The organism is Mycobacteriales bacterium (genome assembly GCA_035550055.1).
Taxonomy (GTDB): domain Bacteria; phylum Actinomycetota; class Actinomycetes; order JAFAQI01; family JAFAQI01; genus DASZTV01.
This window is the reverse complement of the sequence record DASZRO010000080.1, coordinates 63,571-89,397: the sequence shown is the minus strand read 5'-3', so window position 1 is coordinate 89,397 and position 25,827 is coordinate 63,571. Positions and strand designations below refer to the sequence as shown.

At 70.5% G+C, this 25,827-nt stretch carries 29 protein-coding genes and 2 tRNA genes; 22 read left to right on the top strand and 9 right to left on the bottom strand.

What is annotated here, in order from left to right:
- Positions 1 to 1,020 (top strand): class I SAM-dependent methyltransferase, encoded by a 1,020-nt coding sequence (locus tag VG899_12085; GenBank protein ID HWA67092.1) that lies wholly within the window; start codon positions 1 to 3, stop codon positions 1,018 to 1,020.
- A 39-nt stretch (positions 1,021 to 1,059) separates the two neighbouring features.
- On the opposite strand, the gene VG899_12080 is transcribed toward VG899_12085, so the two are convergent.
- Complete coding sequence (locus VG899_12080; GenBank protein HWA67091.1) at positions 1,060 to 2,019, bottom strand: hypothetical protein; 960 nt, start codon at positions 2,017 to 2,019, stop codon at positions 1,060 to 1,062.
- 145 nt (positions 2,020 to 2,164) lie between these two features.
- Between VG899_12080 and dnaG the strand changes: the two genes are divergently transcribed.
- The 3 genes from dnaG to VG899_12065 all read left to right on the top strand — a co-directional run bounded on the left by dnaG (position 2,165) and on the right by VG899_12065 (position 5,084).
- On the top strand, positions 2,165 to 4,030 hold the full coding sequence (gene dnaG, locus VG899_12075) for a DNA primase (GenBank protein HWA67090.1): 1,866 nt from the start codon (positions 2,165 to 2,167) through the stop codon (positions 4,028 to 4,030).
- Positions 4,027 to 4,488 carry a DUF5336 domain-containing protein gene (locus tag VG899_12070; protein HWA67089.1) on the top strand — a complete coding sequence of 154 codons (462 nt, stop codon included), beginning with the start codon at positions 4,027 to 4,029 and terminating at the stop codon, positions 4,486 to 4,488. Before dnaG ends, VG899_12070 begins: the two co-directional genes overlap by 4 nt.
- Before the next feature lie 92 nt (positions 4,489 to 4,580).
- Positions 4,581 to 5,084 (top strand): DUF5336 domain-containing protein, encoded by a 504-nt coding sequence (locus VG899_12065; protein ID HWA67088.1) that lies wholly within the window; start codon positions 4,581 to 4,583, stop codon positions 5,082 to 5,084.
- Here the strand turns inward: VG899_12065 and VG899_12060 are convergent.
- Positions 5,081 to 5,458 carry a DUF3817 domain-containing protein gene (locus VG899_12060; protein HWA67087.1) on the bottom strand — a complete coding sequence of 126 codons (378 nt, stop codon included), beginning with the start codon at positions 5,456 to 5,458 and terminating at the stop codon, positions 5,081 to 5,083. The genes VG899_12065 and VG899_12060 overlap by 4 nt on opposite strands.
- 2 nt (positions 5,459 to 5,460) lie before the next feature.
- Positions 5,461 to 5,883 carry a transcriptional regulator gene (locus VG899_12055; protein ID HWA67086.1) on the bottom strand — a complete coding sequence of 141 codons (423 nt, stop codon included), beginning with the start codon at positions 5,881 to 5,883 and terminating at the stop codon, positions 5,461 to 5,463.
- Between the two features lie 52 nt (positions 5,884 to 5,935).
- On the opposite strand from VG899_12055, the gene VG899_12050 reads away from it, so the two are divergent.
- The 12 genes from VG899_12050 to VG899_11995 all read left to right on the top strand — a co-directional run bounded on the left by VG899_12050 (position 5,936) and on the right by VG899_11995 (position 15,042).
- A tRNA-Asn gene (locus tag VG899_12050) sits at positions 5,936 to 6,011 on the top strand.
- A 24-nt stretch (positions 6,012 to 6,035) separates the two neighbouring features.
- Positions 6,036 to 6,109, top strand: a tRNA-Ile gene (locus VG899_12045).
- Between the two features lie 121 nt (positions 6,110 to 6,230).
- The gene (locus tag VG899_12040) at positions 6,231 to 6,461 is read left to right on the top strand and encodes a hypothetical protein (protein HWA67085.1); all 231 of its coding nucleotides are present in this window, start codon (positions 6,231 to 6,233) and stop codon (positions 6,459 to 6,461) included.
- A complete protein-coding gene (locus VG899_12035) occupies positions 6,458 to 6,853 on the top strand; it encodes a type II toxin-antitoxin system VapC family toxin (GenBank protein HWA67084.1) in 396 nt (131 codons plus the stop codon). The genes VG899_12040 and VG899_12035 overlap by 4 nt, the downstream gene beginning before the upstream one ends.
- Positions 6,854 to 6,972: 119 nt before the next feature.
- Positions 6,973 to 8,079, top strand: a complete 1,107-nt coding sequence (locus tag VG899_12030) for a TIGR03364 family FAD-dependent oxidoreductase (GenBank protein HWA67083.1) — start codon at positions 6,973 to 6,975, stop codon at positions 8,077 to 8,079.
- The gene (locus tag VG899_12025; GenBank protein ID HWA67082.1) at positions 8,076 to 8,756 is read left to right on the top strand and encodes an HAD-IA family hydrolase; all 681 of its coding nucleotides are present in this window, start codon (positions 8,076 to 8,078) and stop codon (positions 8,754 to 8,756) included. Before VG899_12030 ends, VG899_12025 begins: the two co-directional genes overlap by 4 nt.
- On the top strand, positions 8,753 to 9,343 hold the full coding sequence (locus VG899_12020; GenBank protein HWA67081.1) for an HD domain-containing protein: 591 nt from the start codon (positions 8,753 to 8,755) through the stop codon (positions 9,341 to 9,343). The genes VG899_12025 and VG899_12020 overlap by 4 nt, the downstream gene beginning before the upstream one ends.
- A 43-nt stretch (positions 9,344 to 9,386) precedes the next feature.
- Positions 9,387 to 10,559, top strand: a complete 1,173-nt coding sequence (locus VG899_12015; GenBank protein HWA67080.1) for an ABC transporter substrate-binding protein — start codon at positions 9,387 to 9,389, stop codon at positions 10,557 to 10,559.
- A gap of 40 nt (positions 10,560 to 10,599) precedes the next feature.
- Positions 10,600 to 11,463, top strand: coding sequence for an ABC transporter permease subunit (locus VG899_12010; protein ID HWA67079.1), 864 nt, complete (start codon positions 10,600 to 10,602; stop codon positions 11,461 to 11,463).
- Positions 11,460 to 12,326, top strand: a complete 867-nt coding sequence (locus VG899_12005; GenBank protein ID HWA67078.1) for an ABC transporter permease subunit — start codon at positions 11,460 to 11,462, stop codon at positions 12,324 to 12,326. The genes VG899_12010 and VG899_12005 overlap by 4 nt, the downstream gene beginning before the upstream one ends.
- A complete protein-coding gene (locus VG899_12000) occupies positions 12,323 to 13,441 on the top strand; it encodes an ABC transporter ATP-binding protein (protein HWA67077.1) in 1,119 nt (372 codons plus the stop codon). The genes VG899_12005 and VG899_12000 overlap by 4 nt, the downstream gene beginning before the upstream one ends.
- Positions 13,438 to 15,042: a TIGR03767 family metallophosphoesterase gene (locus VG899_11995; GenBank protein ID HWA67076.1), complete on the top strand. Its 1,605-nt coding sequence runs from the start codon at positions 13,438 to 13,440 to the stop codon at positions 15,040 to 15,042. Before VG899_12000 ends, VG899_11995 begins: the two co-directional genes overlap by 4 nt.
- On the opposite strand, the gene VG899_11990 is transcribed toward VG899_11995, so the two are convergent.
- Positions 15,039 to 15,650 carry a PadR family transcriptional regulator gene (locus VG899_11990; protein HWA67075.1) on the bottom strand — a complete coding sequence of 204 codons (612 nt, stop codon included), beginning with the start codon at positions 15,648 to 15,650 and terminating at the stop codon, positions 15,039 to 15,041. The genes VG899_11995 and VG899_11990 overlap by 4 nt on opposite strands.
- Before the next feature lie 163 nt (positions 15,651 to 15,813).
- Positions 15,814 to 16,020: a hypothetical protein gene (locus VG899_11985; GenBank protein HWA67074.1), complete on the bottom strand. Its 207-nt coding sequence runs from the start codon at positions 16,018 to 16,020 to the stop codon at positions 15,814 to 15,816.
- 59 nt (positions 16,021 to 16,079) lie between these two features.
- On the opposite strand from VG899_11985, the gene VG899_11980 reads away from it, so the two are divergent.
- Genes VG899_11980 through VG899_11970 form a run of 3 tightly spaced genes read left to right on the top strand, consistent with a single transcriptional unit; the run spans position 16,080 to position 19,376 of the window.
- Positions 16,080 to 16,958, top strand: coding sequence for a cation diffusion facilitator family transporter (locus VG899_11980; protein ID HWA67073.1), 879 nt, complete (start codon positions 16,080 to 16,082; stop codon positions 16,956 to 16,958).
- Between the two features lie 13 nt (positions 16,959 to 16,971).
- Positions 16,972 to 18,204, top strand: coding sequence for an MFS transporter (locus VG899_11975; GenBank protein HWA67072.1), 1,233 nt, complete (start codon positions 16,972 to 16,974; stop codon positions 18,202 to 18,204).
- 2 nt (positions 18,205 to 18,206) lie between these two features.
- Complete coding sequence (locus tag VG899_11970; protein HWA67071.1) at positions 18,207 to 19,376, top strand: phosphodiester glycosidase family protein; 1,170 nt, start codon at positions 18,207 to 18,209, stop codon at positions 19,374 to 19,376.
- Here the strand turns inward: VG899_11970 and VG899_11965 are convergent.
- Entirely contained in the window at positions 19,373 to 19,936 is a 564-nt protein-coding gene (locus tag VG899_11965) for a permease-like cell division protein FtsX (protein ID HWA67070.1), read from the bottom strand. The genes VG899_11970 and VG899_11965 overlap by 4 nt on opposite strands.
- 260 nt (positions 19,937 to 20,196) lie before the next feature.
- On the opposite strand from VG899_11965, the gene VG899_11960 reads away from it, so the two are divergent.
- Positions 20,197 to 20,688, top strand: a complete 492-nt coding sequence (locus VG899_11960) for a DUF3145 domain-containing protein (GenBank protein HWA67069.1) — start codon at positions 20,197 to 20,199, stop codon at positions 20,686 to 20,688.
- Between the two features lie 52 nt (positions 20,689 to 20,740).
- Here VG899_11960 and VG899_11955 read toward each other — a convergent pair whose 3' ends face one another.
- From VG899_11955 to aceE, 3 genes are all read right to left on the bottom strand, one after another.
- Entirely contained in the window at positions 20,741 to 20,974 is a 234-nt protein-coding gene (locus VG899_11955; protein HWA67068.1) for a hypothetical protein, read from the bottom strand.
- A 108-nt stretch (positions 20,975 to 21,082) separates the two neighbouring features.
- Positions 21,083 to 21,904, bottom strand: a complete 822-nt coding sequence (locus VG899_11950) for a hypothetical protein (protein ID HWA67067.1) — start codon at positions 21,902 to 21,904, stop codon at positions 21,083 to 21,085.
- An 85-nt stretch (positions 21,905 to 21,989) separates the two neighbouring features.
- Positions 21,990 to 24,725, bottom strand: a complete 2,736-nt coding sequence (gene aceE / locus VG899_11945; protein ID HWA67066.1) for a pyruvate dehydrogenase (acetyl-transferring), homodimeric type — start codon at positions 24,723 to 24,725, stop codon at positions 21,990 to 21,992.
- Between the two features lie 166 nt (positions 24,726 to 24,891).
- On the opposite strand from aceE, the gene VG899_11940 reads away from it, so the two are divergent.
- Both VG899_11940 and VG899_11935 read left to right on the top strand, forming a co-directional pair.
- Complete coding sequence (locus VG899_11940; GenBank protein ID HWA67065.1) at positions 24,892 to 25,332, top strand: DUF3052 domain-containing protein; 441 nt, start codon at positions 24,892 to 24,894, stop codon at positions 25,330 to 25,332.
- Complete coding sequence (locus VG899_11935; protein HWA67064.1) at positions 25,332 to 25,802, top strand: peroxiredoxin; 471 nt, start codon at positions 25,332 to 25,334, stop codon at positions 25,800 to 25,802. Before VG899_11940 ends, VG899_11935 begins: the two co-directional genes overlap by 1 nt.
- Positions 25,803 to 25,827 lie beyond the last annotated feature (25 nt).

Below are 25,827 nucleotides of genomic sequence, written 5' to 3'. Positions count from 1 at the left end.
ATGACGCAGTCTGCTGCGCGGCAGGATCCCGCGGCGCCGATCGAGACCGAGGACGTCCCGTGCACCGGCTGCGGGGCGCACGACGACGAGGTGCTGTTCGAAGGCCGCGAGCACGAGTACTCCAACACCACCAACGCGCTGTTCCCGATCGTGCGGTGCAAGGCGTGCGGCCTGGTCCGGCTCAACCCGCGGCCCGCGGTCAGCGAGCTCGGCCGGATCTATCCGGCGGAGTACTACGCCTACCACCTGGTCCACGACGACGGCGGCTCACCAGGGCTGGGGGAGCGCATCAAGACCAAGCGCTACCAGAAGCGCTTCCGCAAGCTGATGGAGCGTGCCGCTCCCGGTGACGGGCCGGTCAGGGTGCTCGACGTCGGCTGCGCCGACGGGCGGCTGCTGACCTGGTATCGCGAGGCGATCCCGGGCCGCACGATCGAGACCTACGGCATCGACATCGGCGAGGCCGCGGTCGAGCAGGCCCGCAAGGCCGGCCACATCGCGGTCGCGGGACGGTTCGAGGTCGACACCGAGCTGCCCGACGGCACCTTCGACCTGATCGTGGCCAGCCACGTCATCGAGCACGTCGACGACCCCACCGGCTTCGCCCGCCGGGCGGCTCAGCTGCTCAAGCCGGGTGGGCTGTTCATGTTCGCCACCCCGAACGTCGACTCCGCCGACGTACGTCGCTTCGGCCGGTTCTGGGGCGGTTGGCACTTCCCGCGCCACTGGACGCTCTACGACCCGAAGTCCGCCGAGCGACTCGCCGGCGAGGTCGGGCTGACCCTCGAGTCCATCGACTACGAGGTCAATCCGGTGTTCTGGAACTGGACCTGTCACGCCTGGCTGCGTGAGCGCCGAGGCGACAAGCTGGCCGACCGGCTGTTCCCGCCCGTGTCGATCTTCCAGCCGGGCCTGCAGAGCTTCATCCTGCTGTCGATCTTCACGATCGTGGACATCGTCCAGAAGACGCTGACCGGGCGGACCGGCTCGATGCAGGTGGAGCTGCGCCGCCCCGCCTGACGCCGCGGGAGCAGTTCGTGAAGGGTCAGCGGTAGCCGGCTACACCAGGGTCTTCACGCACCGGTTACCGCACGACCTCAGTCTCCCGGGCCAGCCCTGCTGGCGTAGCACCTTCGCCTGCTGGGCGGCGACCTCGCAGGGCCGGTCGAGGATGTCGGCCCAGCCGTAACGCAGATGCCGCATTCCTGCGACCTCGCTGCGGTTGTCGCGGCGCATGTCCCGCCACACCTCGCGCGCGGCATCGTGTCCGAGGCGTCCATCGAGCTCGATGTGTACGTCGTACTCCTCGATGACGACATCGAGGTACTCGGTGCCATCGGCCAGGCGTCGCGACTGCCGCACCCCTTGGGGTAGACCGTGACGCCGGCGTAGTGCGGCGTCACGCAGTTCGAGCTGTGAGTGTGCTCCGGCGTCCAAATCAGGGAGCGCGTCGAGGACGACTTTTCGCCAGCGGGTCTTCGGCAGGTCCCGGATGGCGCGCCGCAGACGCTCCGGGGTGGTCTGGCGGGATCGCACCGCGTCGGCGACCAGGCCGAGCGCCGAGTCTGCGGTCCTCCTGGCCGCCAGCAGGTCCATCACGGTTCGTTCGATGGTGGTTCGGCTGGGCCGCAGTGAGGGGTGCACCGCGTTGGAGTCGAGGGTCCGCGAACGATGGAGCACGAGTCCAGGCTGGGCCTGGACGTCGCGGAGATACGGGATGGTGACGTGGATCGCCCCCGGCGTCTTGCACAATCGCCACATCGCGCCGGCGGATTCGTGGCTGACAGCCGCGCCTGCTCCCGCGTAGTGCAGGGCCGCATGGAGCATCGTCTCGAGTGGTAGCGGGCCGCTGAAGGTGACGTAGACGCGAGGCAGCGGCGATTGCCACCGGCCGGACTCCACAAGCCAGTGGATACGGGTGCTGCTCAGCCCCGCGGCGCGGCAGGCGGAGAGGTCCACTGCGCCGGCGGTCTCGTGACCCAGCGACATCAGCGCGCGGTCACGCCGGGGGTTGAGCACCGCCACAGGGTCAACCCGGTCAGCGGCCGTCGTGCAGGTCTTTCGCGTGGCGGTGGACAGACGTTGGTGAGGGACCGTTGGTGGCCGGGCACACGTGTTCTTTCATGCAACCCGGGGTGTGGGCGGGAGGTCGTAAAGTGAGGCGATGGCTGGCCGGATCCGCGACGAGGACATCGCGGCGGTCCGCGAGCGGGTGCCGCTGGAAGCGATCATCGGCGACTACGTCGCGCTGCGCAGCGCGGGCGCCGGGCGGCTGAAGGGGCTCTGCCCGTTCCACGAGGAGAAGACGCCCTCGTTCAACGTCAACACCACGCTCGGCTTCTACAAGTGCTTCGGCTGCGGCGCGTCGGGTGACGCGATCACCTTCGTGCGGGAGATGGAGCACCTCGACTTCTCCGACGCGATCGAGGTGCTGGCTCGCAAGGCGGGAGTCGAGCTGCGCCGCGAAGAGGGCGGGGCGGCGCCGGCGAAGGGCGGTGGTCAGCGGCAGCGGCTGCTCGACGCCCACATCGAGGCGTCGGCGTTCTTCACCGCCTCGCTGGTGAGTCCTGAGGCCGAGATCGCCCGGCGGTTCCTCATCGAGCGCGGCTTCGACGAGGCCGCCTGGGCGCGGTTCAGCGTCGGTTACGCCCCGAACGGCTGGGACATCACCGTCAACCACCTGCGCCGTAAAGGCTTCTCCGACGCCGAGCTGCTGGCTGCGGGCATCGCCAGTCAGGGGCAGCGAGGCCCGATCGACCGGTTCCGCGGCCGGCTGATCTGGCCGATCCGCGACCGCAAGGGCGACATCATCGGCTTCGGTGCGCGCCGGCTGCGCGAGGACGACCAGGGTCCGAAGTACCTCAATACGCCGGAGACGCCGCTTTACAAGAAGAGCCAGGTGCTCTACGGCGTGGACCTGGCCAAGCACGACATTGCGACGACCGGCAAGGCAGTGGTCGTCGAGGGCTACACCGACGTGATGGCCTGCCATCTCGCGGGGGAGACCACGGCCGTCGCGACGTGCGGCACCGCGTTCGGCGACGAGCACATCGCCATCCTGCGGCGGCTGCTCATGGACCAGGACGAGCTGCGCGGCCGGGTCATCTACACCTTCGACGGCGACGAGGCGGGGCGCAACGCGGCGCTCAAGGCGTTCGCCGGAGAGCAGAAGTTCGTCACCCAGACCTTCGTCGCGGTCCAGCCGGACGGACTCGACCCGTGTGAGCTGCGCCAGCAGCGGGGCGACCTCGCCGTACGCGACCTCATCGCCAGCCACATCCCGCTCGCCGAGTTCGCGATCCGGGCGGCCCTCGAGCGCTACGACCTGACGATCCCCGAGGGCCGGGTGGGCGCGCTGGCCGCGACCGCGCCGGTGGTGGCGCAGCTCAAGGACACGTCGCTGCGCGACGAGTACGCCCGGCGACTCGCCGGCTGGCTCGGCATGGAGGTCGAGCCCGTTCTCGACCGGGTGCGTCACGGTGCGGGCGGCCGGCCGGCAGACCAGGCGCCACCGGCCGCCAGTCGCCGTCGCACCGTCGCGATCCCGGACCCGCGGGACCCGAGCCTCGTCGTCGAACGCGAGGTCGCCAAGCTGGTGGTGCAGCGACCGGCGCTGGCCGGCCCGGTCTTCGACGGTCTGGGTGAGGAGTGCTTCGTGTCGCCGGCGTACGCCGCGGTCGCGACGGCCGTCGCGAAGTCCGGCGGCGCGGCGCGATCGAGCGGCGGCACCGAGTGGGTCACCCGGCTCACCGAGGCCGCGGAGACCGACTCGGTCCGCGACCTCGTCACCGAGCTCGCGGTGGAGGCGTTGCAGGCGAAGGACGAAGCCGACCCGCGCTACGCCGAGGCGCTGCTGGTCCGGCTGGAGGAGATGGCGCTGACCCGCCGGATCCAGGACCTCAAGTCGAAGCTGCAACGCCTCAACCCGGTCGAGAGCCCGGCGGAGTACAACCGGATGTTCGGGGAGCTGATCGAGCTGGAGCGCCACAAGAAGGGCTTGCGGGCCAAGGCGGTGGGGGAGCTGCAGTGACCGACTACGACCCCGAGATGTCTGCTCCGATGTCGCGGCACGACCTCGTCGCCGTCGGTGCCGGTGTCCTGGTCTTCATCGCGTCGTTTCTGCCGTGGTACGGCGTGAAGTTCGACGGCGGTCTTGCGGAGTCCGGCGTCAACGGTTCCGTCGACGCCTGGCACGGGCTTGCCGGCGTCGGCGTGATCCTGTTGCTGTTCTCGGCGGTCGCGACCGCGGCGGAGCCGATGCTCGGCGAGGAGCGGCCGAGGTGGCTCGGGCCGATCGTCGCGGCGGTGCTGGCCTGTCTCGGTGCCGCCTTCGTGTTGCTCAAGAGCTTCTCGCTGCCCACCCCGCTGGTCGCCGGCGCGACGACCCATCTCGAGTGGGGCGGCTGGATCCTGGTGGTCCTCGTCGTGATCGAGGCGCTGGTCAGCGTGCTGCGCGTCGTGCACGCCGGCGATCGGCCTGCGCACTAGTAGCGAATCGCCGAAAGGTCAATGCTTGTTGTTCTGGCATCGGAACGACAGGATCAAGCCACCTGGATCGGCCTCAGAGGGGGAGTTCTCGCATGTCGATGTCCGCGCCCGACTTCAAGTCGCTTTCACGTAACGACCAGATCGCACTCGGTGCCGGTGTGCTCGTCTTCGTCGCCTCCTTCCTTCCCTGGTACGGCGTGAAGTTCAAAGGTGAGCTTGCGGCCTTCGGCGCCGGCAGCGCCACGGTCAACGCCTGGCACGGTCTCGCGGCGTTCGGGCTGGTCCTGCTGCTGCTGGGCCTGGTGGTCGTGGCGGCCCAGACCTTCGCCGGCGCCAACCTGCCTGAGCTGCCGACCAGCTACGAGGTCGTCGCCGCCGGCCTGTCCTGCCTCGGTGCGCTCTTCGTCATCATCAAGAGCTTCGACCTGCCCAGCTACAGCGGCGCCGACGCGAGTGTCGGCCTGCGGTGGGGCGGCTGGATCCTGCTGATCCTGGTCGTGGTTCAGGCGGTCGCCACGGTGATGCGCGTCATGGCCTCCGGTGGCTTCGCCGCGTCGTCGGGGCGCCCCTCGGCCCCGGTGCCGCCTGCCGCCTAGTTCGTCGGCGGCACGTCGGCGACGGCGACCGCCGCGAGCGCCGCTTGGCGCTCGCGCATGTAGCGCGTCGTGTAGCGCTCGGCGTAGAACGAGGCGACCGGCACCGTGCCGGCCAGCACCGTCAGGACCAGCTGGATCGGCGACATCCGCATCCGTCGGGTGAGGTCGAAGGTCAAGATGATGTAGAGCGGAAAGAAGATCGCGCCGTGCACCACCCCGACGATGCGGTCGACACCGGGATGGTCACCGGCGAACTCCAGCGGGATCCCGACGAAGAACAGCACCACCAGCAGAACGCTCACGATGATCGCGACGACCCGGTAGCGCAGCAAGGCTCCGTCGACGCTGCGGAAGTCGAGCACGCCCCCCGCCACGGTCAGCGCCCCACTCGGCCGCCGGCTTCGGCGGCCTCGGCGCGAGCGTTCATGCGGGCCAGCCGCGCGTTGTACTCGGCCACCTCGGGGTCGTCGTCATCGACCGGCTCGGCGGTGGTCATGATGCCGATGCGTACGCCGGCCACCCGCTTGATCTTCGGCTCGGGCAGCGGCTTCGCGCCGAAGCGGGACTCCTGGCGATCCTCGTCGTCGCTGAGCTCGAGCCGGATCGTCTTGACCCACAGCACGATCGCGAACACCGCGAAGCAGGGCCACTGGAACGCGTACGCGTAGTTCTGGATTCCGCCACTGCCGGACTGCGAGCGGTGCCACTGCCACAGCCCGAGCCGCAACATCACGAGGACGGCGATCACGACGAGGAGATGCCCTGCCCACCACTTGGGTGAGAGCAGAATCCTTCGCACCACTTCACGGTAGTCTGATGGCCAGCCGGGCGGTGCACGACCGCCCACCCGGTCCCCTGTAGCTCAATTGGCAGAGCAATCGGCTGTTAACCGATAGGTTTCTGGTTCGAGTCCAGACGGGGGAGCCACAGTCCGGCGTGGGAGCCCCCAGCGGGGCAGTAGCTCAGCTGGTTAGAGCAGGGGACTCATAATCCCTAGGCCGCAGGTTCGAGTCCTGCCTGCCCCACCGATCGTTTTCTTCAGACCCGTGAATCTGGGGTCTCGGCGTAGCGGCACGAGCCATTGCGCGAACCGGGTGGCCGCGCTTGGGGCTTGCACCGCCGGGTTGGTGCTTGCACAATGTAAGCATGCCAAACGTGTTGATTCGCGATGTGCCCGCGAGTGTTCACACCCGGTTGCAGGCCCGGGCCGAGGGGCTCGGGCAGTCGCTGCAGCAGTACCTGGCTGGCGAGCTTCGCCGTCTTGCTGAACGACCGTCCATGGACGAGGTGCTCGCCCGGATCGCCACTCGTCACGGTGGCCATGTCGGCCTCGAGCAGGCGGTGCAGGACTTGGCGGCTGATCGAGACCGTCGGTGATTGTTGTCGATGCGTCGGTGCTCGCCAATGTGGTCGGTGACGACGGAGCCGACGGCGACCGCGCTCGCGCGGCGCTTCGCGGTGAACAACTCAGCGTTCCGGACTTGGTTGACGTGGAGGTCGTGTCGGTCCTGCGTCGCCGCTGGCTGGCCAAGACCATGACCGCACGACGGTTCGCGGCGGCCGTCGACGACCTGGGTGCGGTACCGGCAGACCGCTACCCGGTGCTGCCGTTCATGCCTCGCGCCTACGAGCTTCGCGCGAATCTCAGCGCCTACGACGCGACCTACGTCGCCCTGGCCGAGCAACTCGGCTGTGCCCTGCTCACTGCGGACCGACGCTTGGCCTCGGCGCACGGCCCCCGTTGCGCGATCACCGTGATCAGCACCTGATCATCGATCCGGCCACGAGCAGGTGGTTCGTATGAGGGTAAGAGCCCACTTCGGTGAATGTTCACGCGGTGGCCATCTGACGTCACCGTGGGGTCAGATCGCGCCGTCACGATGGCGTCGTGCGGCAACGGCTGGTCGTGGTCGGCGGCGGGATCCTGGGCGCTATGCACGCCTGGCACGGCAGGCGGCGCGGCTACCAGGTGGTGCACCTCGAACGCGAGGTCGCCGCGCGCGGCGCCAGCGTGCGCAACTTCGGTCTGGTCTGGGTCAGTGGCCGCAAGCCGGGCGCTGAGCTCGACCTCGCGCTGCGGGCCCGCGAGCTCTGGGACGCGGTCGCTTCCGACGTGCCCGCTGTGGCCCTGCGCAGCGGTGGCTCGATGACGTTGGCCGTCAACGACGACGAGTGGCGGGTGGTGCAGCAGGCGGCCGACCTGCCGGACGCCGGCGCACGCGGGTTCCACCTGCTCGACCCGGACGAGGTCCGAGCTCGTAATCCCGGACTCGCCGGCAAGTTGCACGGCGCGCTGTGGTGCGATCGCGACGCGCTGGTCGAGCCCCGGCTCGCCTGCGCCGCCATCGTCGCGAAGCTGGCCGACGACCCCGACTACACCTGGCGCCCGGCGTGCGCCGTCGTCGACGTCCGCGACGGCGGGGTGCGCGACGACGAGGGCGTGTGGTGGGACGGCGACCTGGTGGTGGTCTGCCCCGGCGCCGCGCACAGCGGCCCGTTCGCGGGGTGGCTGCGCACCGGTGTACGCCGGGTCCGGCTGCAGATGATGCAGACCGCGCCGCTCGGGACGACCCTCACGACGTCGGTCGCCGACGCGGACTCGCTGCGTTACTACCCCGCGTACGCCGGCCTCGATCTCGCGTCGTTGCCGCCGCAGCCGCCGGTGGCGGCGCAGTCGGGACTGCAACTGCTGATGGCACAACGCATCGACGGCTCGCTCACCATCGGCGACACCCACGGCTACGACGAGCCGTTCGGGTTCGACGTCGAAGAGCCGCCGTACGACGAGCTCTACCGCCGCGCCGCCGCTGTGATCGGTCCGGACATGCCCCGCGTCGTACGCCGCTGGGCCGGCGTCTACAGCCAGACCACCGACGAGCGCATCTACGCCCGCCACGACGTGGCGGACCGGGTGGTGCTCGTCACCGGCGCGGGAGGCCGCGGGATGACCTGCTCGCCGGCGATCGCCGAGGAGACCTTCGAGGCGGCGGCATGACGATCACACTCGCCTGCCTGGACATGGCAGGGACGACCGTCGCCGACGACGGGGTCGTCAACGCGTCGTTCGACGCGGCGATGCGCGCCGTCGGGGTGGACGCCGGATCCGAGCGCTGGGTGAGCGCGACCCAGATCGTCGAGGCGACGATGGGGCAGTCGAAGATCGCGGTGTTCACCCGGATCTTCGGTGACGCCGAGACCGCCGAGCGGGCAAACCAGGCGTTCGAGGACGCGTACGCCGAAGCCGTGGCCGCGGGCCAGGTGAACGCGATCCCGGGTGCCCGGGAGCTGTTGGACAAGCTGCGCGCGGGCGGCACGGCGGTGTGCCTGACGACCGGCTTCTCGCCGGTCACCCGTGACCAGATCCTGGACTGTCTCGGCTGGGGCGACGCGGTGGATCTCGTCCTGTCACCGGGAGACGCCGGTCGTGGCCGACCGTGGCCGGACATGATCTGGACGGCGGCGCTGCAGCTGCAGGCAGACCGGATGTCGGAGGTCGCGGTGGTCGGAGACACCCCCAGCGACATCGAGACCGGACGCCGAGCCGGCGCCGGCCTCGTCGTCGGGGTGCTCACCGGTGCCGGGTCGGAAGCCGACCTGCGCGCGGCCGGGGCCGACGAGGTGGTGACGGACGTGACCGAGCTCGCCGACCTCGCCACGAGGAGCGCGCCATGAGGTTGGTGGCAGCAGACCTCGACGAGATCGTCGACCTGCTCGAGATCGGCGCGAGCGACCTCGACGCCGGCGGGGAGAACGGTGGCTTCAGCCTGCTCGACCACGGTCTGCAGTGCGCCCGGTTGGCCCGGGTGCGCCATCCCGAGGACCTCGAGCTCCAGGTGGCCGCGCTCGTCCACGACATCGGCCAGACCCTCACCGACAACGACGAAGCCGCGCACGGCCGCGTCGGCGCGGACTTCGTCGCGCCGGTGCTCGGCCCACGGGTGGCGGCCCTGGTCGAGCTCCACGTGCCCGCGAAGCGATACCTCGTGACCACGGACGACGACTACTCGCAGCGGCTGTCGCCCGCCAGCGTCGCGAGCCTCGAGCTGCAAGGCGGCCGGATGACCGCCGTCGAGGTGGAGCAGTTCGAGCAGCGGCCGTGGTCGGACGACGCCGTCACGCTGCGCCGGTACGACGAGGCGGCGAAGATCGCCGGCGAGGCCGTCGAGCCTCTCGAGTCGTGGCTGCCGACGTTGCGTGAGGTCGCCGGACGGGTGTCTGTCGACGCAACTGTTCGGGGTGCCGCCCACGAAAGGTCGTGAGGCCTTCACCTGCTGGTCAACGACCGCCAAGAGTCTTCACGCCATGACCTCAACCTTTGGCAAGCGACGCACAGTCGCTGCAAGCGCCGCTGGAGCGGCACTTCTCATCACCCTCGCGGCCTGCGGCAGCAGCAGCAGCGGCGGGGGCTCCGCGACGGACACCTCCTCGACCACCGGCACCACCGACTGGTCGACGACGCAGTCCGCGGCGGACGGGGGCGGGATGGATGCGCTCGTGGCGGCCGCGAAGGCGGAAGGCACGCTCAACGTCATCACGTTGCCTCGCGACTGGGCGAACTACGGCAACATCATGGACAGCTTCAGCAAGAAGTACGGCATCAAGATCAACGACGCGAACCCCGACGGCTCCTCGCAGGACGAGATCAACGCGATGCAGCAGCTGAAGGGGCAAAGCCGCGCCCCGGACGTCCTCGACATGGGTACGTCGTTCGCAATCACCGCGACCAACGACGGTCTGCTCGCGCCGTACAAGGTCGCGACGTGGAACGACATCCCGGCAGCCGAGAAGGACGCCGACGGCCACTGGTTCGACGACTACGGCGGCTACGTCTCGATCGGCTACGACCCGTCGAAGGTCAAGACGCCGCCGACGTCGTTCAAGGACCTGCTCAACCCGATCTACAAGAACCAGGTCGGCATCAACGGCGACCCGACCGAGACAGGCGCCGGTTTCGCGGCCGTCTACGCCGCGGCGCTTGCCAACGGCGGGTCGTTCGCGAACATCAAGCCGGGCATCGACTACTTCAAGCAGTTGAAGTCGGTCGGCAACTTTGTGCCGGGCACCAGCAGCGCCACGACGGTGCAGAGCGGGCAGACCCCGATCTTCATCTACTGGGACTACCTGCAGGCCTCCGAGGTCGCGCCGCACGTGCCGGGCTACAAGATCGTGATCCCGACCGACGGCCAGTACGCGAGCTACTACTCGCAGGCGATCAGCGCGTCCGCTCCGGACCCGGCAGCGGCACGGCTGTGGGAGGAGTACCTGTACTCCCAGGAAGGCCAGAACCTGTGGCTGCAGGGCTTCGCGCGTCCGGCTGAGCTCGGCACGCTGGTGAGCGACGGCACGGTCGACGAGGCGGCGTACAAGGCGCTGCCGGCCGTCCCCGACCCGAAGCTGTCGTTCCCGACGGCCGCCCAGCTGACCGCTGCCCAGGCCGAGGTCGCCAAGGACTGGCCGACCGAGGTCGGCGGCTAGCTCCCGCCCGACGTCACTCCTGTTGAAGCAAACAGCGGCGATGCCCGTCCAGCTGCGCTCACTCCTCCGGCGGATGAGCGTGCTGGGCGGGCTGCTGCCGTTCCTCGCTTACATCACGGTCTTCCTGCTCGTCCCGGCCGTCGCGGTGATCGTCGGTGCCTTCAAGACTCCCGACGGCCACGCCACGCTTCACAACTTCCACATCGCGACGACCGGCGTCTACCGCACCGGCTACGAGAGGAGCATCAAGCTCTCGCTGATCGCCTCGATCGTCCCGGCGATCCTGGGGTTCGTCATCGCCCAGGCGATCCACAAGTCGCCGCCTGATGCCTTCCTGCGCAAGTTCGTCGTGTCGTTGTCCGGCGTGTTCGCCAACTTCGGCGGCGTGCCGCTCGCCTTCCTGTTCATCTCGACGTGGGGCCCGGTCAGCGTCACCAACAGCTGGCTCGGCGACATCGGGATCCACTGGGTGCCCAACGTGCACAGCTTCAACGCCGTCGCCGCCGTGTACCTCTACTTCCAGATCCCGCTCATGGTGTTGGTGATCCTGCCGGCGTTCGAAGGGCTCAAGCCCGCCTGGCGGGAGGCGTCGGACAACCTCGGCGGCAACGGCCTGTCCTACTGGCGCCACGTCGCCGGGCCCGCCATCCTGCCGGCGTTCCTCGGCGCCACGCTGCTGCTGTTCGGCAGCGCGTTCTCGGCGTACGCCACCGCGGAGGCGCTCACCAGCGGCACCATCCCGCTCACCCCGATCCAGATCGGCTCGTTCCTGAACGGCAACGTGCTGCCCGGCCAGGAGAACGTCGGCAAGGCACTGGCCGCCGGGATGCTCGTGATCATCGCGGTGGTCATGGGGATCTACGCGATCCTCCAGCGCCGGGCCGCGAGATGGGCGAGCGCATGACCGCGCCGGAGATCGGGTTGCGCGGCCTGGCCACCGACGTGCAGCTGCCGTCGCCGCCGCGATCGCGCAGCCGGGCGCGCGCCAGGGCGCAGCTGCGCAGCGGAGTGTCGCGCCACGTCATCTTGATCATCGCTGCTCTGTACCTGCTGCTCCCGCTCTACGCCGGGGTCAAGTTCGCGCTCACCAGCGACACCCATCACTTCAGCTTCGAAGGGTTCCGCAGCATCCCGCGGCAGCCCGGCTTCGGCGACGCGTTCAAGCTGTCGTTGAAGCTGGCGCTGGTCACGACGATCATCACGCTCGTCCTGATGGTGCCGACCGCGGTCTTCGTCCATCTGCGGCTGCCGAAGCTGCGCCGGCTGCTCGACGGGCTGACCATCCTGCCGATCGTGATCCCGCCGGTGGTGCTGATCGTCGGCGTGCTGCAGGTCGCACCGACGAAGCTCAAGGGCACGCCGTACCTGCTGGCGCTGGAGTACGTCGTCCTCGCCATGCCGTTCGCGTACCGGTCACTCGACGCCGGGCTGCGCTCGTTCGACCTTCGGACGATGGTCGACGCGTCGCGGTCCCTCGGCGGCGGCTGGCTGTCGACGCTGTGGAGCGTCCTGCTCCCGAACCTGCGCGCGGCGGTGATGTCGGCGACCGTGCTCACCGTGGCGCTGGTGCTGGGCGAGTACACGATGGCGACGCTCGACCAGTACACGACGTTCCCGGTGTGGATCGTCACGAGCGACCAGTACGCCGCGCAGACCTCGGTCGGCGCCTCGATCCTCGCCCTCGTCGTGACCTGGGGGATTCTGCTGGTGATCTCGGTCCTCGGGGGCCGGCGCCGCGGCCGTCGTAACCGAGAGGAAACCGGATGACCGAGCTGACCACCGGATCGCGGCTCAAGCGCCGTACCGCCGCCACATCACGTCCGGCCGTCGCACCGGTTGCGGCCGGCGGGGCGCACGTGTCGTTCCAAGAGGTGACCCGACGCTTCGGCGCGACGACGGCGCTCGACGGCCTGAGCGTCGACATCGCCCCCGGAGAGCTGCTCGCTCTGCTCGGCCCGTCAGGCTGCGGCAAGACCACGGCGCTGCGGGTGCTCGCCGGCTTCGAGCACGCCGACACCGGCCAGGTCCTCGTCGACGGGCGCGACATCACCGAGGTCCCGGCGCGAAAGCGCGACATGGGGATGGTGTTCCAGAGCTACAGCCTGTTCCCGACGATGACCGCGCTCGACAACGTCGCCTACGGTCTGCGGCTGCGCCGGCAGGCCGGCCCCGCACGCCGCAACGCCGCGCAGGAGCTGCTCGACATGGTCGGGCTCGCCCCGCAGGCCAAGCGCTACCCCCACCAGATGTCCGGCGGCCAGCAGCAGCGGGTCGCGCTCGCGCGGGCGCTCGCGATCGAGCCACGAGTGTTGCTGCTCGACGAACCGCTGTCGGCACTCGACGCCAAGGTGCGCATCGCGCTGCGCGACCAGATCCGCTCGCTGCAACAGCGGCTCGGCACGACGACGCTTATCGTCACGCACGACCAGGAGGAGGCGCTGTCGATGGCCGACCGGGTCGGCGTGATGCGCAACGGCCGGCTCGAGCAGGTGGCGTCCCCGACCGAGCTGTACACCCAGCCCGCCACGCCGTTCGTCGCGGAGTTCGTCGGGACCATGAACCGGATCCCGGGGCAGACCGCCGAGTCGCAGGTCATGGTGCTGGGCGCCACCGTGCCGTTCACCGGACCACCGCAGGCGCGCGGCGTCGTCGACGTCCTGGTGCGTCCCGAAGGGCTCGGCGTCGTACCCGACCGCAACGGCGACGCGATCGTCACCTCGCACAGCTTCCGCGGCGCGGTCACCCGGCTCGGCGTGCAGCTGTCCGGCGACAGCGCGGTGTGGGTGGACGTGTCGAGCGACGCGGCCACCGCGATCACCCCGGGCGACCCGGTCAGGGTCACGCTGATCGCACCGCGGGTGCTGGTGGACGTCCCGCAGTGACCACCGTCGAGCGCCGGTTGGTTCCCGGCGTTCGCAACGACCGCGGGTACCGCGCTCTCGAGCCGGCGCCCGGCGAACCGCACTGCGTGTACGCCGACGACGGCGTCGAGCTGCCGGAGGGTTGGCGCGAGGTCGCCGTGCCGCTCCTCGTGCTGGCCCAGCTGTCGGACCTGCACGTGATGGACGCCCAGTCTCCGGCGCGCTTCGAGCTGATCGACCGCTACGCCGACCCGGACTCGCCGTGGCGCGCCGAGCTGCCCGAGATCGGGATGTACCGGCCTCAGGAGCCGTTCACGACCCACGTCGTGGCCGCGATGGTGCAGGCAGTCAACGCGGCTCGGTGCGGTCCGGTCTCCGGGGCGCCGGTCGAGGTCGTCGTCGTCACCGGCGACATGACCGACAACGCGCAGCGAAACGAGCTGCGCAACTACCTCGGCCTGCTGGACGGCGGGACGGTGATCGAGCCCGGCTCGGGACAGGCCGGTGTCTGGGAAGGGGTCGGCGGCGTGGTCGACGACGACGAGCGCTACTGGCATCCCGACGGCGCGCGTGCCGACCTGGCCGCGGCGCGCGGGCTGCCCCGCGCCGACGGGCTGCTCGCCGCCGCGACGACGCCGTTCCCCGCCACCGGGCTCGACGCGCCGTGGCTGGCGGTGCACGGCAACCACGACCTGCTGATCCAGGGAACCGTCCCGAGCACGGGCCGCTACGCCGGCATCTCGACCGGCACCGACAAAGCGGTCACTGCGCCCGACGGCCTGGACGCGGCCGGCCTCGTCGCCGCCCTCTACGACTGCCGACCGCAGGCGCTCGACCTGCTCGTCGGGTCACGCCGGGTGACGGTCACGTCGGACCCGGACCGCCGTCACGTGACCCGCGCCGAACATGTCGCGGCCCACCTCGACTCGCCCGGCTCGCCACCCGGGCACGGCTACACCGAGGACAACCGCGCCCGGGACACGGCGTACTACACGTGGGACAGCCCAGCGGTGCGCTGCGTCGTGCTCGACACCGTGAACGAGCACGGCGGGTGGCAGGGCTGCCTGGACCGCGCGCAGTTCGCCTGGCTCGAGGCGGTCCTCGCGGCCGCCGACCGGCCGACCGTGTTGTTCAGCCACCACCCGCTCGAGACGCTCGTCAACGACCGCCACCCGCGGGGCTTCCCGTCGCCGGTGCTGGTTGACGAGCTGCGCGAGATGCTGCTGCGCCACACATGCCTGGTCGCCTGGGTCAACGGTCACACCCATGAGCACCGGGTCACCGCGCAGCGCCGAGCCGACGGTTCGCTGGCCTGGTGGCAGATCACGACCGCGTCCCACATCGACTGGCCGCAGCAGGCACGCATCGTCGAGCTGCTCCAGGTCGGAGCGCGGCTCGTGATCGGCGCCACGGTGCTCGATCACGCCGGGGAGGTGAGCTGGTCCGGTCGCCTCGACCCGATCGGCCTGGCGGGGTTGTCCAGAGAGATCGCCGCGAACAACTGGCAGCGCCCGGCGGGGGAGCCGGCCGACGGCGCCGGTCAGCCGAGCGACCGCAACGTGATCCTCGTCAGCCGGATGCCGCTCGCGGCGGCTGTGCCGTCGGTGGTCGTCGCGGACTAGCTCTGCTGCTGCGTGTCGTCCTCCGCGAGGATCCGGTAGAGCTCCCGGCGGCTGGTGCGCAGTACGTCGGCGGCGCGTTCGATCTGGGCCTCGCTGCCCGCGGAGGCGACCTGCTTGGTCGCCGCGATGACCTGCCCGAGCAGCTCGCGCAGCTGGCTGAACCCGCCGCGCGCCCCGCGCGCCGCCGCCTCCCACGGCAGAGGAGCCTCGCCGCGCGCAGCGGCGGCTTCCTGGCCGGACGGGGTCAGCGAGAACACGCGCTTGCCGTCGGCCTCGGCCGCCGTCACCAGTCCCTGGTCTTGGAGCAGCTGCAGTGCCGGGTAGACCGAGCCGGGGCTCGGCGTCCAGGCGCCACCGCTTCGCTCGGCCAGCTCCTGGATCATCTGGTAGCCGTGCATCGGTTCCTCGGCGAGCAACGCCAGGACCGCGGCGCGGACGTCGCCGCGACCTGCCCGGTGGCCGGAGTCGAAGCGGCGGGCGCCGAAGTCCCAGTCGTGATGGCGTCGCCCGCCGTGGCGATGAGCGTGCCGCTCCGCGTGGCGATCGGCGTGCCGGCTGCGGGGGTGCCGGCGGGTCGCACCGGCCTCGTCGTGATGGTCGTGAAACAACTCGTTCTCCTTGGTTGGGGTGCGCGCGCCGGAGCCGTCGATGACAGAGCCGTGATGGCTATTCGATGTCTCTCAAGACGCTCGCGATATATCGAGATAGTGGGCCAGATCGACGGCGATGTCAAGTCGAGCGGGGGTCGAGCGGGGAAAGGCGCGGCGTCGGCTACTTGCTGGGCTGCGGCAGGCGGCAGTGCACCTTCGGGTTCGCGCCCACGTAGTTGAGCGGTCCGGCGAAGACGGTCGCGGCGATCGTCCCGGCCTTCGCGCACGACGCGTTGTGACCGTGGTAGTAGTGACGCTGCCAGCCGGCGAGCGCGCCGATCAGCAGCCAGACGACGACGAGGGTCGGCAGGATCCGGAACATGATCATCCGGTCTGCCCGGCGCGCAGGCGACTAATCCGCCGACCCGACCGTGCCACCATCGAGCGGTGAACCGCGACGATCGGCTGCTCGTCCTCGCGACGTCGCTGCTCGCCCTGTTCGTCGTCGGCGAGGCCGTCGTCGCGATTGCTTTCCACTCACTTGCGTTGCTCGCCGACGCCGGCCACGGGGTCACCGACGTGGTGGCTCTGGCCGCGACAGCGGCTGCCGCGCGGCTGGCCCGCCGGCCGGCGACCGGCCACTGGACCTTCGGGCTCGCCCGGGCCGAGGTGCTCTCCGCGGCGGTGAACGGCGTGACCCTCGGGGTGATCGCGCTCATCATCACCGCCGAAGCGATTCATCGGTTGATCACGCCCTCACACCCGAACGGCACCGCGATGATCGCCGCCGGCGTGGCCGGCCTGGCGATCAACCTGGCGGTGGTGGGAGTGCTGTCGCGCACCGACCGCAAGTCGATGAACGTGGGCGGCGCGATGGCGCACGTCGTCACCGATGCGTTCGGCTTCGCCGCCTCCATCGCGGCGGGCGCCGTCATCGTCGGCATCGGGTGGCATCGTGCCGACCCGGTCGCGTCGCTGCTGCTCGTCGTGATCCTGCTGCGTTCGGCGCGCTCGCTCCTGCGTGACTCCGGGCGGGTGCTGCTCGAGGCGGCGCCGAGCGACGTCGACCTTGCTCTCGTGCGCGAGCACCTGCTCGACGCGTCGTACGTCGTGGACGTCCACGACCTGCACGTGTGGACCGTCACCTCGGGCCTGCCCGCCCTGTCGGTCCACGTCGTCATCAACGAGGACTGCTTCACGACCGGGCGCGCGCCGGCGCTGCTGGACGAGCTGCAGGCGTGCCTGGCCGGTCACTTCGACGTCGCGCACTCGACCTTCCAGCTCGAGCCGGCCGGCCACAGCGACCACGAGCCGGCGCTTCACTGAGCCTCTCGCCGCGTTGAACAGTCCAGAGGAGGACGGCTCGGTCGGGCTCGCCGCCGCGGTCGTGCTCGTCGCGATCAACCTCCGGCTCGTCATCGCGAGCCTCGGCCCGGAGCTCGACAACGTGCGCGCCGGCCTGGGCCTGTCCAGCGCCGCCACCTCGGTGCTCACTGCGCTGCCGGTGTTCTGCTTCGGCGTGCTCGCCCTCGTCGGGCCGGTGGTCTCGCACCGGCTCGGGTTGCGCCGCGCTCTGCTGCTGGTGCTGGCAATGCTCACCGCCGGGTCGGTGCTGCGCATCGGGCCGGACGCCGTCACGCTGTTCGCCGGGACGTTGCTCGCCGCGGCCGGCATCGCGATCGCCAACGTGCTGATGCCGGTGGTGGCACGCCGGGAGTTCCCTCGCCGAACCGGGCTGATGCTGGGCCTGTCGACGACCGCCACGATCGGATCGGTGGCCCTCGCCGGGGGGCTCACGGTGCCGATCGCCGACGCGCTCGACGCCGGCTGGCGGGCCGGGCTCGGCATCTGGGCGGCGCTGAGCGGGCTGACGCTGCTCGTCTGGCTGCCGTTCGCGTGGCGACGTCCGTTGCGTGACGAGGGGGAGGCGCCCCGGCTGACCCGGGCGGTGCTGCGCAGCCCGCTGGCGTGGATGATCACCGTGTTCTTCGGCCTGCAGTCGCTCAACGTGTACGTCGTCGTCAACTGGCTGCCGTCGATCTACCAGGATCACGGCTACTCCGACTCGAAGGCCGGCGGCCTGCTGGCGCTGCTGGTCCTGATCCAACTGCCCGTCGCGTTGGTGGTGCCGTCGCTGGCCAGCCGGCTCGCGCGCCAGCATCTTTTGGTCAGCGCGATCGTTGCCTCCTCTGCGGTCGGCTTCCTGGGGATCCTGCTCTCGCCGACCAGGCCTGCGCTGCTGTGGCTGGTGTTCCTCGGCTTCGGGCAGGGCGCGGCGTTCCCGTGGACGCTCGTCATGCTCGTGTTGCGCGCGCGGACGCATGCCGCGACCGCCCAGCTGTCGACGATGATGCAGTCGATCGGCTATGTCATCGCAGGCGTCGGCCCGCTGGCGTTCGGCGCCCTTCATGCGGTAACGAACTCGTGGCGTGGTCCGCTGGTGTTCGTGTTGGCTCTTCTCGTCCCGGAGCTGATCGTCGGGTTGCGCGCGGCGGCTCCGGGATATGTCGAGCTGGACGACGCGGCCCGCGTCGACACCACCACTCACCGCACCTCGGCGAGGAGGCAGTAGCGATGCGTCTGGCACCTCGTACCGCCCTGCTCGCGACCGTCGCGACCGCGGCCGGGGGATTGCTGCTCGGCGGTGCCCCGGCGGCCGCCCGACCCTCGGCCGGTGGCTTCTGTCCCGGCGCGACCACCTCCGCCGACACCGACTACAACTGGGCGCAGCTGACCCTCGCCCCGGGCGTGACGCTGGCGTCCACGTCGATCACCGGCTCGCGCGGCCGGGTCGCCATCCGGGTGCTCAGCGTCGATCTCACCCAGCCCGGCGTCGGGATCGTGCCGCTCAACGACGACCTCGCGTCGGTGCACTACCTCACCTCGCTCGCCGATCGTCCCGGCATCGTCGCGGCGACCAACGCGCAGTACTTCAGCCTCGACTACGGCCCGCCCGTCGTGCCCTACATCGCGGGCGGGGTCCCGATGGTGCTGACCTCCACCCCGCAGCGCGTGGTCGGTCTCGGGACCGACGAGCTGCCCGAGGACGGCAAGGCGTGGCTGGTCGGCAGCGTGCGGTCGGCGGACTCGGTGATGGTGCTCAGCGCGATCAACGACGTCACGCCGCCGCCCGGCCTTTCCGTGATCACCCCTGCGTGGGGGCACCACCCGTTCGCGCTGCCCTCCGATGCGCGGACCCGTCCGGTCCGAGCGAGCCACATCGCCGGCCCGCTCGGCAGGCTGCGCACTCCGCCGGCCGGCGGCTCGATGCTGGTCGCGCGCGGCGACCAGGCCATCCGCTGGCTCAGGTCACTGGCCAACAACGCCGCGATCGGCGTCACCGCGAGCGTGGCGACCAACGCGCCGGTGCCGTTCGCCCAGGCGTACGGCACCGGCACCCAGGTGATCTCCCAGGCCGACCAGCCACGGACGAACCTGATCTGCGACCGTGACGTGCTGGCTGCCCGCACCGCGATCGCGTGGACCCGCAGCCGCACCACGCTGCTCCTGCTCACCGCCGAGAGCCCGCAGGGTCCCGACCGGTTCGGCCTCGACTGGAACCAGCTGTCCGCGGTGCTCACCGACCTGCGCGCTGTGAACGGCTACACGTTGGACGGCGGAACCTCGACGGAGATGGTCGCGCGGCTGCCCGGGCACCCGAACACACTCACGCTGGAGACCGCGCCGCACGGCAACCGGCAGCGGGCGATCCCGGTCGGGATCGGCGTGCGCGCCTCGGGCTAGCGCCGCGGGGCGGCCGAGGCGGAGTTGACCACGTCGGTGCAGGGCAAAGCCGGGTCGCAGCTGGCGGTGTCCACCGCCGGGTCTTTCAGCAGCCGCGCGACGAGGGCGTTGCGCTGGCCCACCGTGGAGGTCAGCTCCAGCACGAGCCGGTAGGACGCGGGGGTGTCGGACCGCGGGACCTCGGCGGAGCAGGTGTAGAGGCGTTGGAACTCGGCGTACGCCTCCGCCTGGGACTCGAAGTAGGTCTTCTCGACGATGAGGGCGGCGTGCAGCCGCTTGCCGACCTCCGCGATCTGAGCGGGGGTGTCGCCGGGTTTGAGGAAGATCGAGACGTCCACGTGGCCCGACCACGGCGAGCGGCGGCCGTCCGACGAGCCGCTCACGTTGCTCGGGCAGGCGGTCGGGGTCGCCACCGGCAGTCGTAGGAACGCCGCGATGCTCGGCGGTGTGCGCACCCCCGGCGGGGTGCTCGCGGCCGGCGCGGACCCGCCCCCGCAGCCGGCGGTTAGCGTGCCGAGCGCCGCCAGGACGGTGACCGCGGCGCGGGTGGTCGGCGGCACCTACTTGCGGCGTACCAGGCCGACGACGGCGTTGCCGAGGAACAACGCCCACCACACGACGCCGGTAAGGAACACGGCCGCGATCACGACCAGAGCGACGTACCGCACGCCCTGAAGTTACCCGGGCCTCAAACGTCGCCGCGCGGTGCTGGTGCTTGTGGGGCGGATGATGCACAATGGACGCGCACCCGCCGGGATGGCGACGTCGCAGTCGAGAGCGCTGGGGAAGGCGAACCCTCGACACGACGACGGAGGTCACGGTGAGCGCTCGCGGTGTGCTGTTCGTGCACTCGTGCCCGCCTGCGGTGCAGCCCCACCTGGAGTGGGCGGTTGCGGGCGTCCTCAACGTGCCCGTGAAGCTGGACTGGCACGAGCAGCCGATCGCGCCCGGCTGCCTGCGCGCGCAGACCGGCTGGCGGGGTCCGGCGGGCACCGCCGGGCGGCTCGCCAACGCGCTTCGCACCTGGCCGCTGCTGCGCGTCGAGATCACCGAGGAGCCCAGCGAGGGCAGTGACGGCGAGCGGTACTCGATGACGCCCGACCTCGGCGTGTTCCGGGCCTCGATGAGCGCCAACGGCGACGTACTGGTCCAGGAGGACCGGCTGCGGGCGCTGTTGGCCGACGGCAGCGACCTGCCGTCGATGCGGCACTCGATCGAGCGGCTGCTGGGGACGGCGTGGGACGACGAGCTCGAGATCTACCGGCGCAGCGGCGACGGTACGCCCGTCCGCTGGCTCAGCGCCGCCGTCTAGCTCCACCGCGGCCCGGAAGGGCTTGTGAAGACCTAGGGCCGCTGGGCTGGCGCTAGGTCTTCACAAGCCCCGGCCGATTGGCCGCAGAGTCCACCATCACGCGGGCGACGATGCGGCCGACCTCCTCCTCGAGGTCGTCGGCGGACTCCGTCGACCGCCACGCGATGGCAAGCTCGTCGGCGACCAGCTGGTGAGTGAAGTGCGTCTCCAGCCAGTTCATCAGCAGCGCCAGGCCGAACAGGCTGGGGGTGAACAGCAGCACCGCCAGCGCCCACGGCGAGCTCATCGCCGCTCCCGCCGTACGTGCATGGCCGATATGTATCCGCGAAAGCCGCTCGGCAATCCCGGCGGGTCGTGGACCGGACCGTTTGCCAGGCGCCAGGCGCGCGGGTGCTCAGGTCGCGACGAGGGACTCGACCGGTGTGGTGAGGACCTCGACGATGTCCTCGTCGAGGGTTCCTGACACCAGCAGCCCGCAGGCGGCGTCCGCCACGAAGGTGAGGACGCGCTCGGTCTCGGAGGAGCGCTCGCGTTGCCGGCAGGTCAGGCAGTAGCGGGCGCGTTCGCAGTCGGCGGTGTGCCGGATGAGCCACCACATGCGCCGTCGCGAGGTCAGCACCGCGGCGTGCCAGGCCTCTTCACGGGCGGCCCAGTGGATGTCCTCGTCCGCGGCGAAACTCGCGTCGAGGATCGCGGCGTAGTCGGCTGCGGCGGCGTTGTCATGACAGGTCGCGGCGAGCCGGGGCAGCGCGTGGAGCAGGCTGGTGACGTCGCCGGGCCGCGTGCCGAGGTCGGGCGTCGCGATGCGGTCCTCCGGGAAGGCGACCCGCCACGCCTTGGTCAGGACCGCGTGTTCTGCGGCGGTGATGGCGGGGCGGGCGTACGCCGCGGCGATCGCGTCCCGGATCGCCTTCAACGCGGTCGAGGCGGCCTCCGGCTCCACGCCGAGGTACTCCTCGCCGCCGCGGATCTCCTCGGCGAAGAGCACCTGGACGGTCTCGAACCGGGACAGCGCCTCGAACACCAGCGGGGAGTCGGGTTCGAGGGCGTGGCGGCGGGCCTCGCCGAGCTCAGAGGTGTTCTCCCAGGCGGCCGCGAGCTGGATCAGCTGGTCGTCGGTGATGCACGGCAGCCGCGAGGTGATGGCGAGGATCTCGAGGGCGTTGGGGTGGGACTCGAGAGAGGAGATGGCGACGGAACCACGACGGTTGGCCACGGCCCTACCTCCCCACGCGTCCCCACCCTGTCCCGGCATTCTCAGCCGCAGACCGCGCTCAACCGCGCAGAAACGCCGAGTGGAGCTATGAGCCATCCGCTGCGAGGGAGTAGCGGGTGATCGCCTCGGCGGGGGCGTCGGGCTTGACTTCGCCGAGCCGGGCCAGCTCGGTGAGGGTCGCCAGCACGATCGACTCCGCGTCGACGGCGAAGTAGCGGCGCAGCGCCTCGCGGGTGTCGGAGCGACCGAAGCCGTCGGTGCCGAGCGAGGACCAGTCGCCCGGCACCCACTTCTCGATCTGGTCGGGCACGGCGCGCATCCAGTCACTGACCGCGATCACCGGCCCGGGCGCGTCCTCCAGCTGCTGGGTGACCCACGGCTTGCGCTGCTCGGCGCCACCGGTCGCCGCGGCCAGCCGGTTCTCCCGGTCGCAGCGCAGCCCGTCGCGGCGCAGCTCGGTCCAGGAGGTGGCACTCCACACGTCGGCGGCGACGTGCCAGTCCTCGGCGAGCATCCGTTGCGCGGCGAGCGCCCAGTGGATCGCGGTGCCGCTGGCGATCAGCTGCGCTCGCGGCGTGCCGCCGTTCGCGCCGGCGATCTCCGGTGCGACCGCGAACCGGTAGAGCCCGCGCAGCACCTGCTCTTCGAGGTCGGGCAGGTCCGGGGTGGCGGGTTGCGGCTTCGGCTCGTTGTAGAGCGTCAGGTAGTAGAAGACGTTGGTGTCCTCGCCCGGCTTGGCCTCGCCGTACATCCGGCGCAACGCGTCCTTCACGACGAAGGCGAGCTCGTAGGCGAACGCCGGGTCGTAGGCGATGCACGCCGGGTTCGTGGCGGCGAGCAGCAGCGAGTGGCCGTCCTCGTGCTGAAGACCCTCGCCGTTGAGCGTCGTGCGGCCCGCCGTCGCACCCAGCAGGAAGCCCTTGGCGAGCTGGTCGGCCATCGCCCACATCAGGTCGCCGGTGCGCTGGAAGCCGAACATCGAATAGAAGATGTAGATCGGGATCATGGGCTCGGAGTGGGTCGCGTACGCCGAGCCGGCGGCGATCACGCTGGCCATCGAGCCGGCTTCGCTGATGCCCTCGTGCAGGATCTGGCCTTGCGTGTCCTCGCGGTAGGACAGCAGCAGCTCCGCGTCGACCGGGTCGTAGCGCTGCCCGTGCGTCGAGTAGATCTTCGCGCTGGGGAACATCGCGTCCATCCCGAACGTGCGCGCCTCGTCAGGGATCACCGGTACGAAGCGCGGGCCGATGTTCTTGTCCTTCATCAGGTCGCGCAGCAGCCGGACGAACGCCATCGTCGTCGCGACCTGCTGGCGCCCCGATCCTTTCCGGAAGACGTCGTAGACCTTGTCGCCCGGCAGCATCAGCGGCTTGGACCGGTTGAGCCGCTGCGGCAGCAGGCCGCCGAGCGCGCGGCGGCGCTCGAGCATGTAGGAGACCTCGTCGCTGTCAGGACCGGGGTGGTAGTACGGCGGCAGGTCGGCGTCGAGGGCGGAGTCGGGGATCTCCAGGTAGAGCCGGTCGCGGAAGTCCTTCAGCTCCGGCTTGGTCAGCTTCTTCATCTGGTGCGTCGCGTTGCGCGCCTCGAAGTCCTTGCCGAGCGTCCAGCCCTTGATCGTGTGGGCGAGGATCACGGTCGGCTGTCCGACGTGGTCGCGCGCGGCCTTGAACGCGGCGTACACCTTCCGGTAGTCGTGCCCGCCGCGGGAGAGCCGGGTGATCTGCTCGTCGGAGAGGTGCTCGACCATCTTGCGCAGCCGCGGGTCACGCCCGAAGAAGTCCTCGCGGATGAAGGCGCCGTCACTCACCGAGTACTTCTGGAACTGCCCGTCCGGCGTGGTGTTCATCGCGTTGACCAGTACGCCGTCGGCGTCGCGGGCGAGCAGCTCGTCCCATTCGCGGCCCCACACGACCTTGATCACGTGCCAGCCGGCACCCCGGAAGTAGGACTCGAGCTCCTGGATGATCTTGCCGTTGCCCCGGACCGGGCCGTCGAGGCGCTGCAGGTTGCAGTTGACGACGAAGGTGAGGTTGTCGAGCTCCTCGCGGGCGGCGACGCCGAGCGCGCCGAGTGACTCGACCTCGTCCATCTCGCCGTCACCGAAGAAGCCCCACACCTGGCTGCGCGAGGTGTCCTTGATCTGCCGGTCGTGCAGGTAGCGGTTGAACCGCGCCTGGTAGATCGCCTGCAGAGGCGACAGGCCCATCGAGACGGTCGGGAACTCCCAGAAGTCGGGCATCAACCGCGGGTGCGGGTACGACGGCAACCCGCCGCGGCTGATCTCCTGGCGGAACCCGTCGAGGTGAGCCTCGGTCAGCCGCCCTTCGAGGAAGGCGCGCGCGTAGACCCCCGGCGAGCCGTGACCCTGGATGTAGACCTGGTCGCCGGACTCGCCGCCCTCCTTGCCGCGGAAGAAGTGGTTGAAGCCGACCTCGTAGAGGCTGGCGCTGCTGGCGTAGGTCGCGATGTGCCCGCCGACGTTGGTCAGCGTGTTGGCGCGGCTGACCATGATCGCCGCGTTCCAGCGGATGTAGGCGCGGATCCGGCGCTCGACGAACTCGTCGCCCGGGAACCACGGCTCGTCGGCGACCGGGATCGTGTTGATGTAGTCGGTCGAGCGAAGCGCCGGTACGCCGACCTGCCGCTCCCGGGCGCGCTCGAGCAGCTTGAGCATGAGAAACCGGGCGCGGCGCGCGCCGGCGGTGTCGATGACGGCGTCGAGGGAGTCGAGCCACTCCTGCGTCTCGCCGGGGTCCACGTCCGGGATCTGGCTCGGCAGGCCGTCGCTGATGACCGAGTAACGGTTGCGTCCCGTCGCCACGTCCGCCTCCCGCCCCGCCACCCAGATTCGGTGCCGGCTTCGCCGGCCTGATACCCGAACGCTACGCCGAGGCCGGGGATGCGGAACACTTGCGTTTGACGCGATCAACCTGTGGACTAGCCCGCACACGGCTAGTGCACGTCTCACGATTTGGAGGTAACCCACGGTGAGCGCCACCGACGGCGGTGCGGGCAGCCCCCACGGCGTCGCGGACAAGCTGGGAATCACCGCGGGGGTCGTCGTACAGGAGCTGGGCTGGGACGACGACTGCGACGACGAGCTGCGGCAGCTGATCGCCGAGCGTGCGGGCTCGGAGCTGGTTGACGAGGACTACGACGACGTTGTCGACGTCGTGCTGCTGTGGTGGCGCGACGGCGACGGCGACCTCGTCGACGCGCTGGTCGACGCGTTGACGCCACTCGCGGACCACGGCGTGATCTGGCTGCTGACGCCCAAGGCTGGGCGTGACGGGCACGTCGAACCGAGCGACGTGAGCGAGGCGGCGCCGACGGCGGGCCTGCAGCAGACGTCGAGCGTCTCCGCCGCGGCGGACTGGAACGGCGCACGTCTGGTGTCGCCGAAGGCCGCGCGTAGCAAGGGTCGCTAGTGCCGGAGGTCGGGCAGCCCGCTGCGGGCTTTGCACTGCGGGACCAGCACGGCAGGGAGCAGTCGCTCGCGGCGCGCAGCGGGTCGCGCAACGTCCTGCTCGTCTTCTATCCGTTCGCCTTCACCGGGGTGTGCAGTGGCGAGATGCTCGCCCTGCAGGAACACGTCTCGGAGTGGGACGCGCTCGGGACCGACGTGCTCGCGGTCTCCTGTGACCCGGTCCCGTCGCTGCGGGCGTTCGCCGACAGCAGCGGCCTGGAGATCCCGCTGCTGTCCGACTTCTGGCCGCACGGCGCGGTCTCGAAGACCTACGGGGCGTTCGACGAGACCCTCGGCGCGGCGGGACGGTCGACGTACGTCATCGACGCCGCCGGTGTCGTGCGCTGGACCGTCAGCAGCGCGATCGCCGACCCTCGCGACATCGCCGACTACCTCAAAGCCCTCGCGGACCTTCCGCCGAGCCCAACGTAGGTCCTCGTCTCGAGGCTCGTCTTTT

Excerpts from the sequence above, each read along its gene's own strand:
- VG899_12085 (HWA67092.1), top strand. The coding sequence starts at position 1 with ATGACGCAGTCTGCTGCGCGGCAGGATCCCGCGGCGCCGATCGAGACC.
- dnaG (HWA67090.1), top strand. The coding sequence starts at position 2,165 with ATGGCTGGCCGGATCCGCGACGAGGACATCGCGGCGGTCCGCGAGCGG.
- VG899_12065 (HWA67088.1), top strand. The coding sequence starts at position 4,581 with ATGTCGATGTCCGCGCCCGACTTCAAGTCGCTTTCACGTAACGACCAG.
- VG899_12040 (HWA67085.1), top strand. The coding sequence starts at position 6,231 with ATGCCAAACGTGTTGATTCGCGATGTGCCCGCGAGTGTTCACACCCGG.
- VG899_12025 (HWA67082.1), top strand. The coding sequence starts at position 8,076 with ATGACGATCACACTCGCCTGCCTGGACATGGCAGGGACGACCGTCGCC.
- VG899_12020 (HWA67081.1), top strand. The coding sequence starts at position 8,753 with ATGAGGTTGGTGGCAGCAGACCTCGACGAGATCGTCGACCTGCTCGAG.
- VG899_12015 (HWA67080.1), top strand. The coding sequence starts at position 9,387 with ATGACCTCAACCTTTGGCAAGCGACGCACAGTCGCTGCAAGCGCCGCT.
- VG899_12010 (HWA67079.1), top strand. The coding sequence starts at position 10,600 with ATGCCCGTCCAGCTGCGCTCACTCCTCCGGCGGATGAGCGTGCTGGGC.
- VG899_12005 (HWA67078.1), top strand. The coding sequence starts at position 11,460 with ATGACCGCGCCGGAGATCGGGTTGCGCGGCCTGGCCACCGACGTGCAG.
- VG899_12000 (HWA67077.1), top strand. The coding sequence starts at position 12,323 with ATGACCGAGCTGACCACCGGATCGCGGCTCAAGCGCCGTACCGCCGCC.
- VG899_11985 (HWA67074.1), bottom strand. The coding sequence starts at position 16,020 with ATGATCATGTTCCGGATCCTGCCGACCCTCGTCGTCGTCTGGCTGCTG.
- VG899_11970 (HWA67071.1), top strand. The coding sequence starts at position 18,207 with ATGCGTCTGGCACCTCGTACCGCCCTGCTCGCGACCGTCGCGACCGCG.
- VG899_11955 (HWA67068.1), bottom strand. The coding sequence starts at position 20,974 with ATGAGCTCGCCGTGGGCGCTGGCGGTGCTGCTGTTCACCCCCAGCCTG.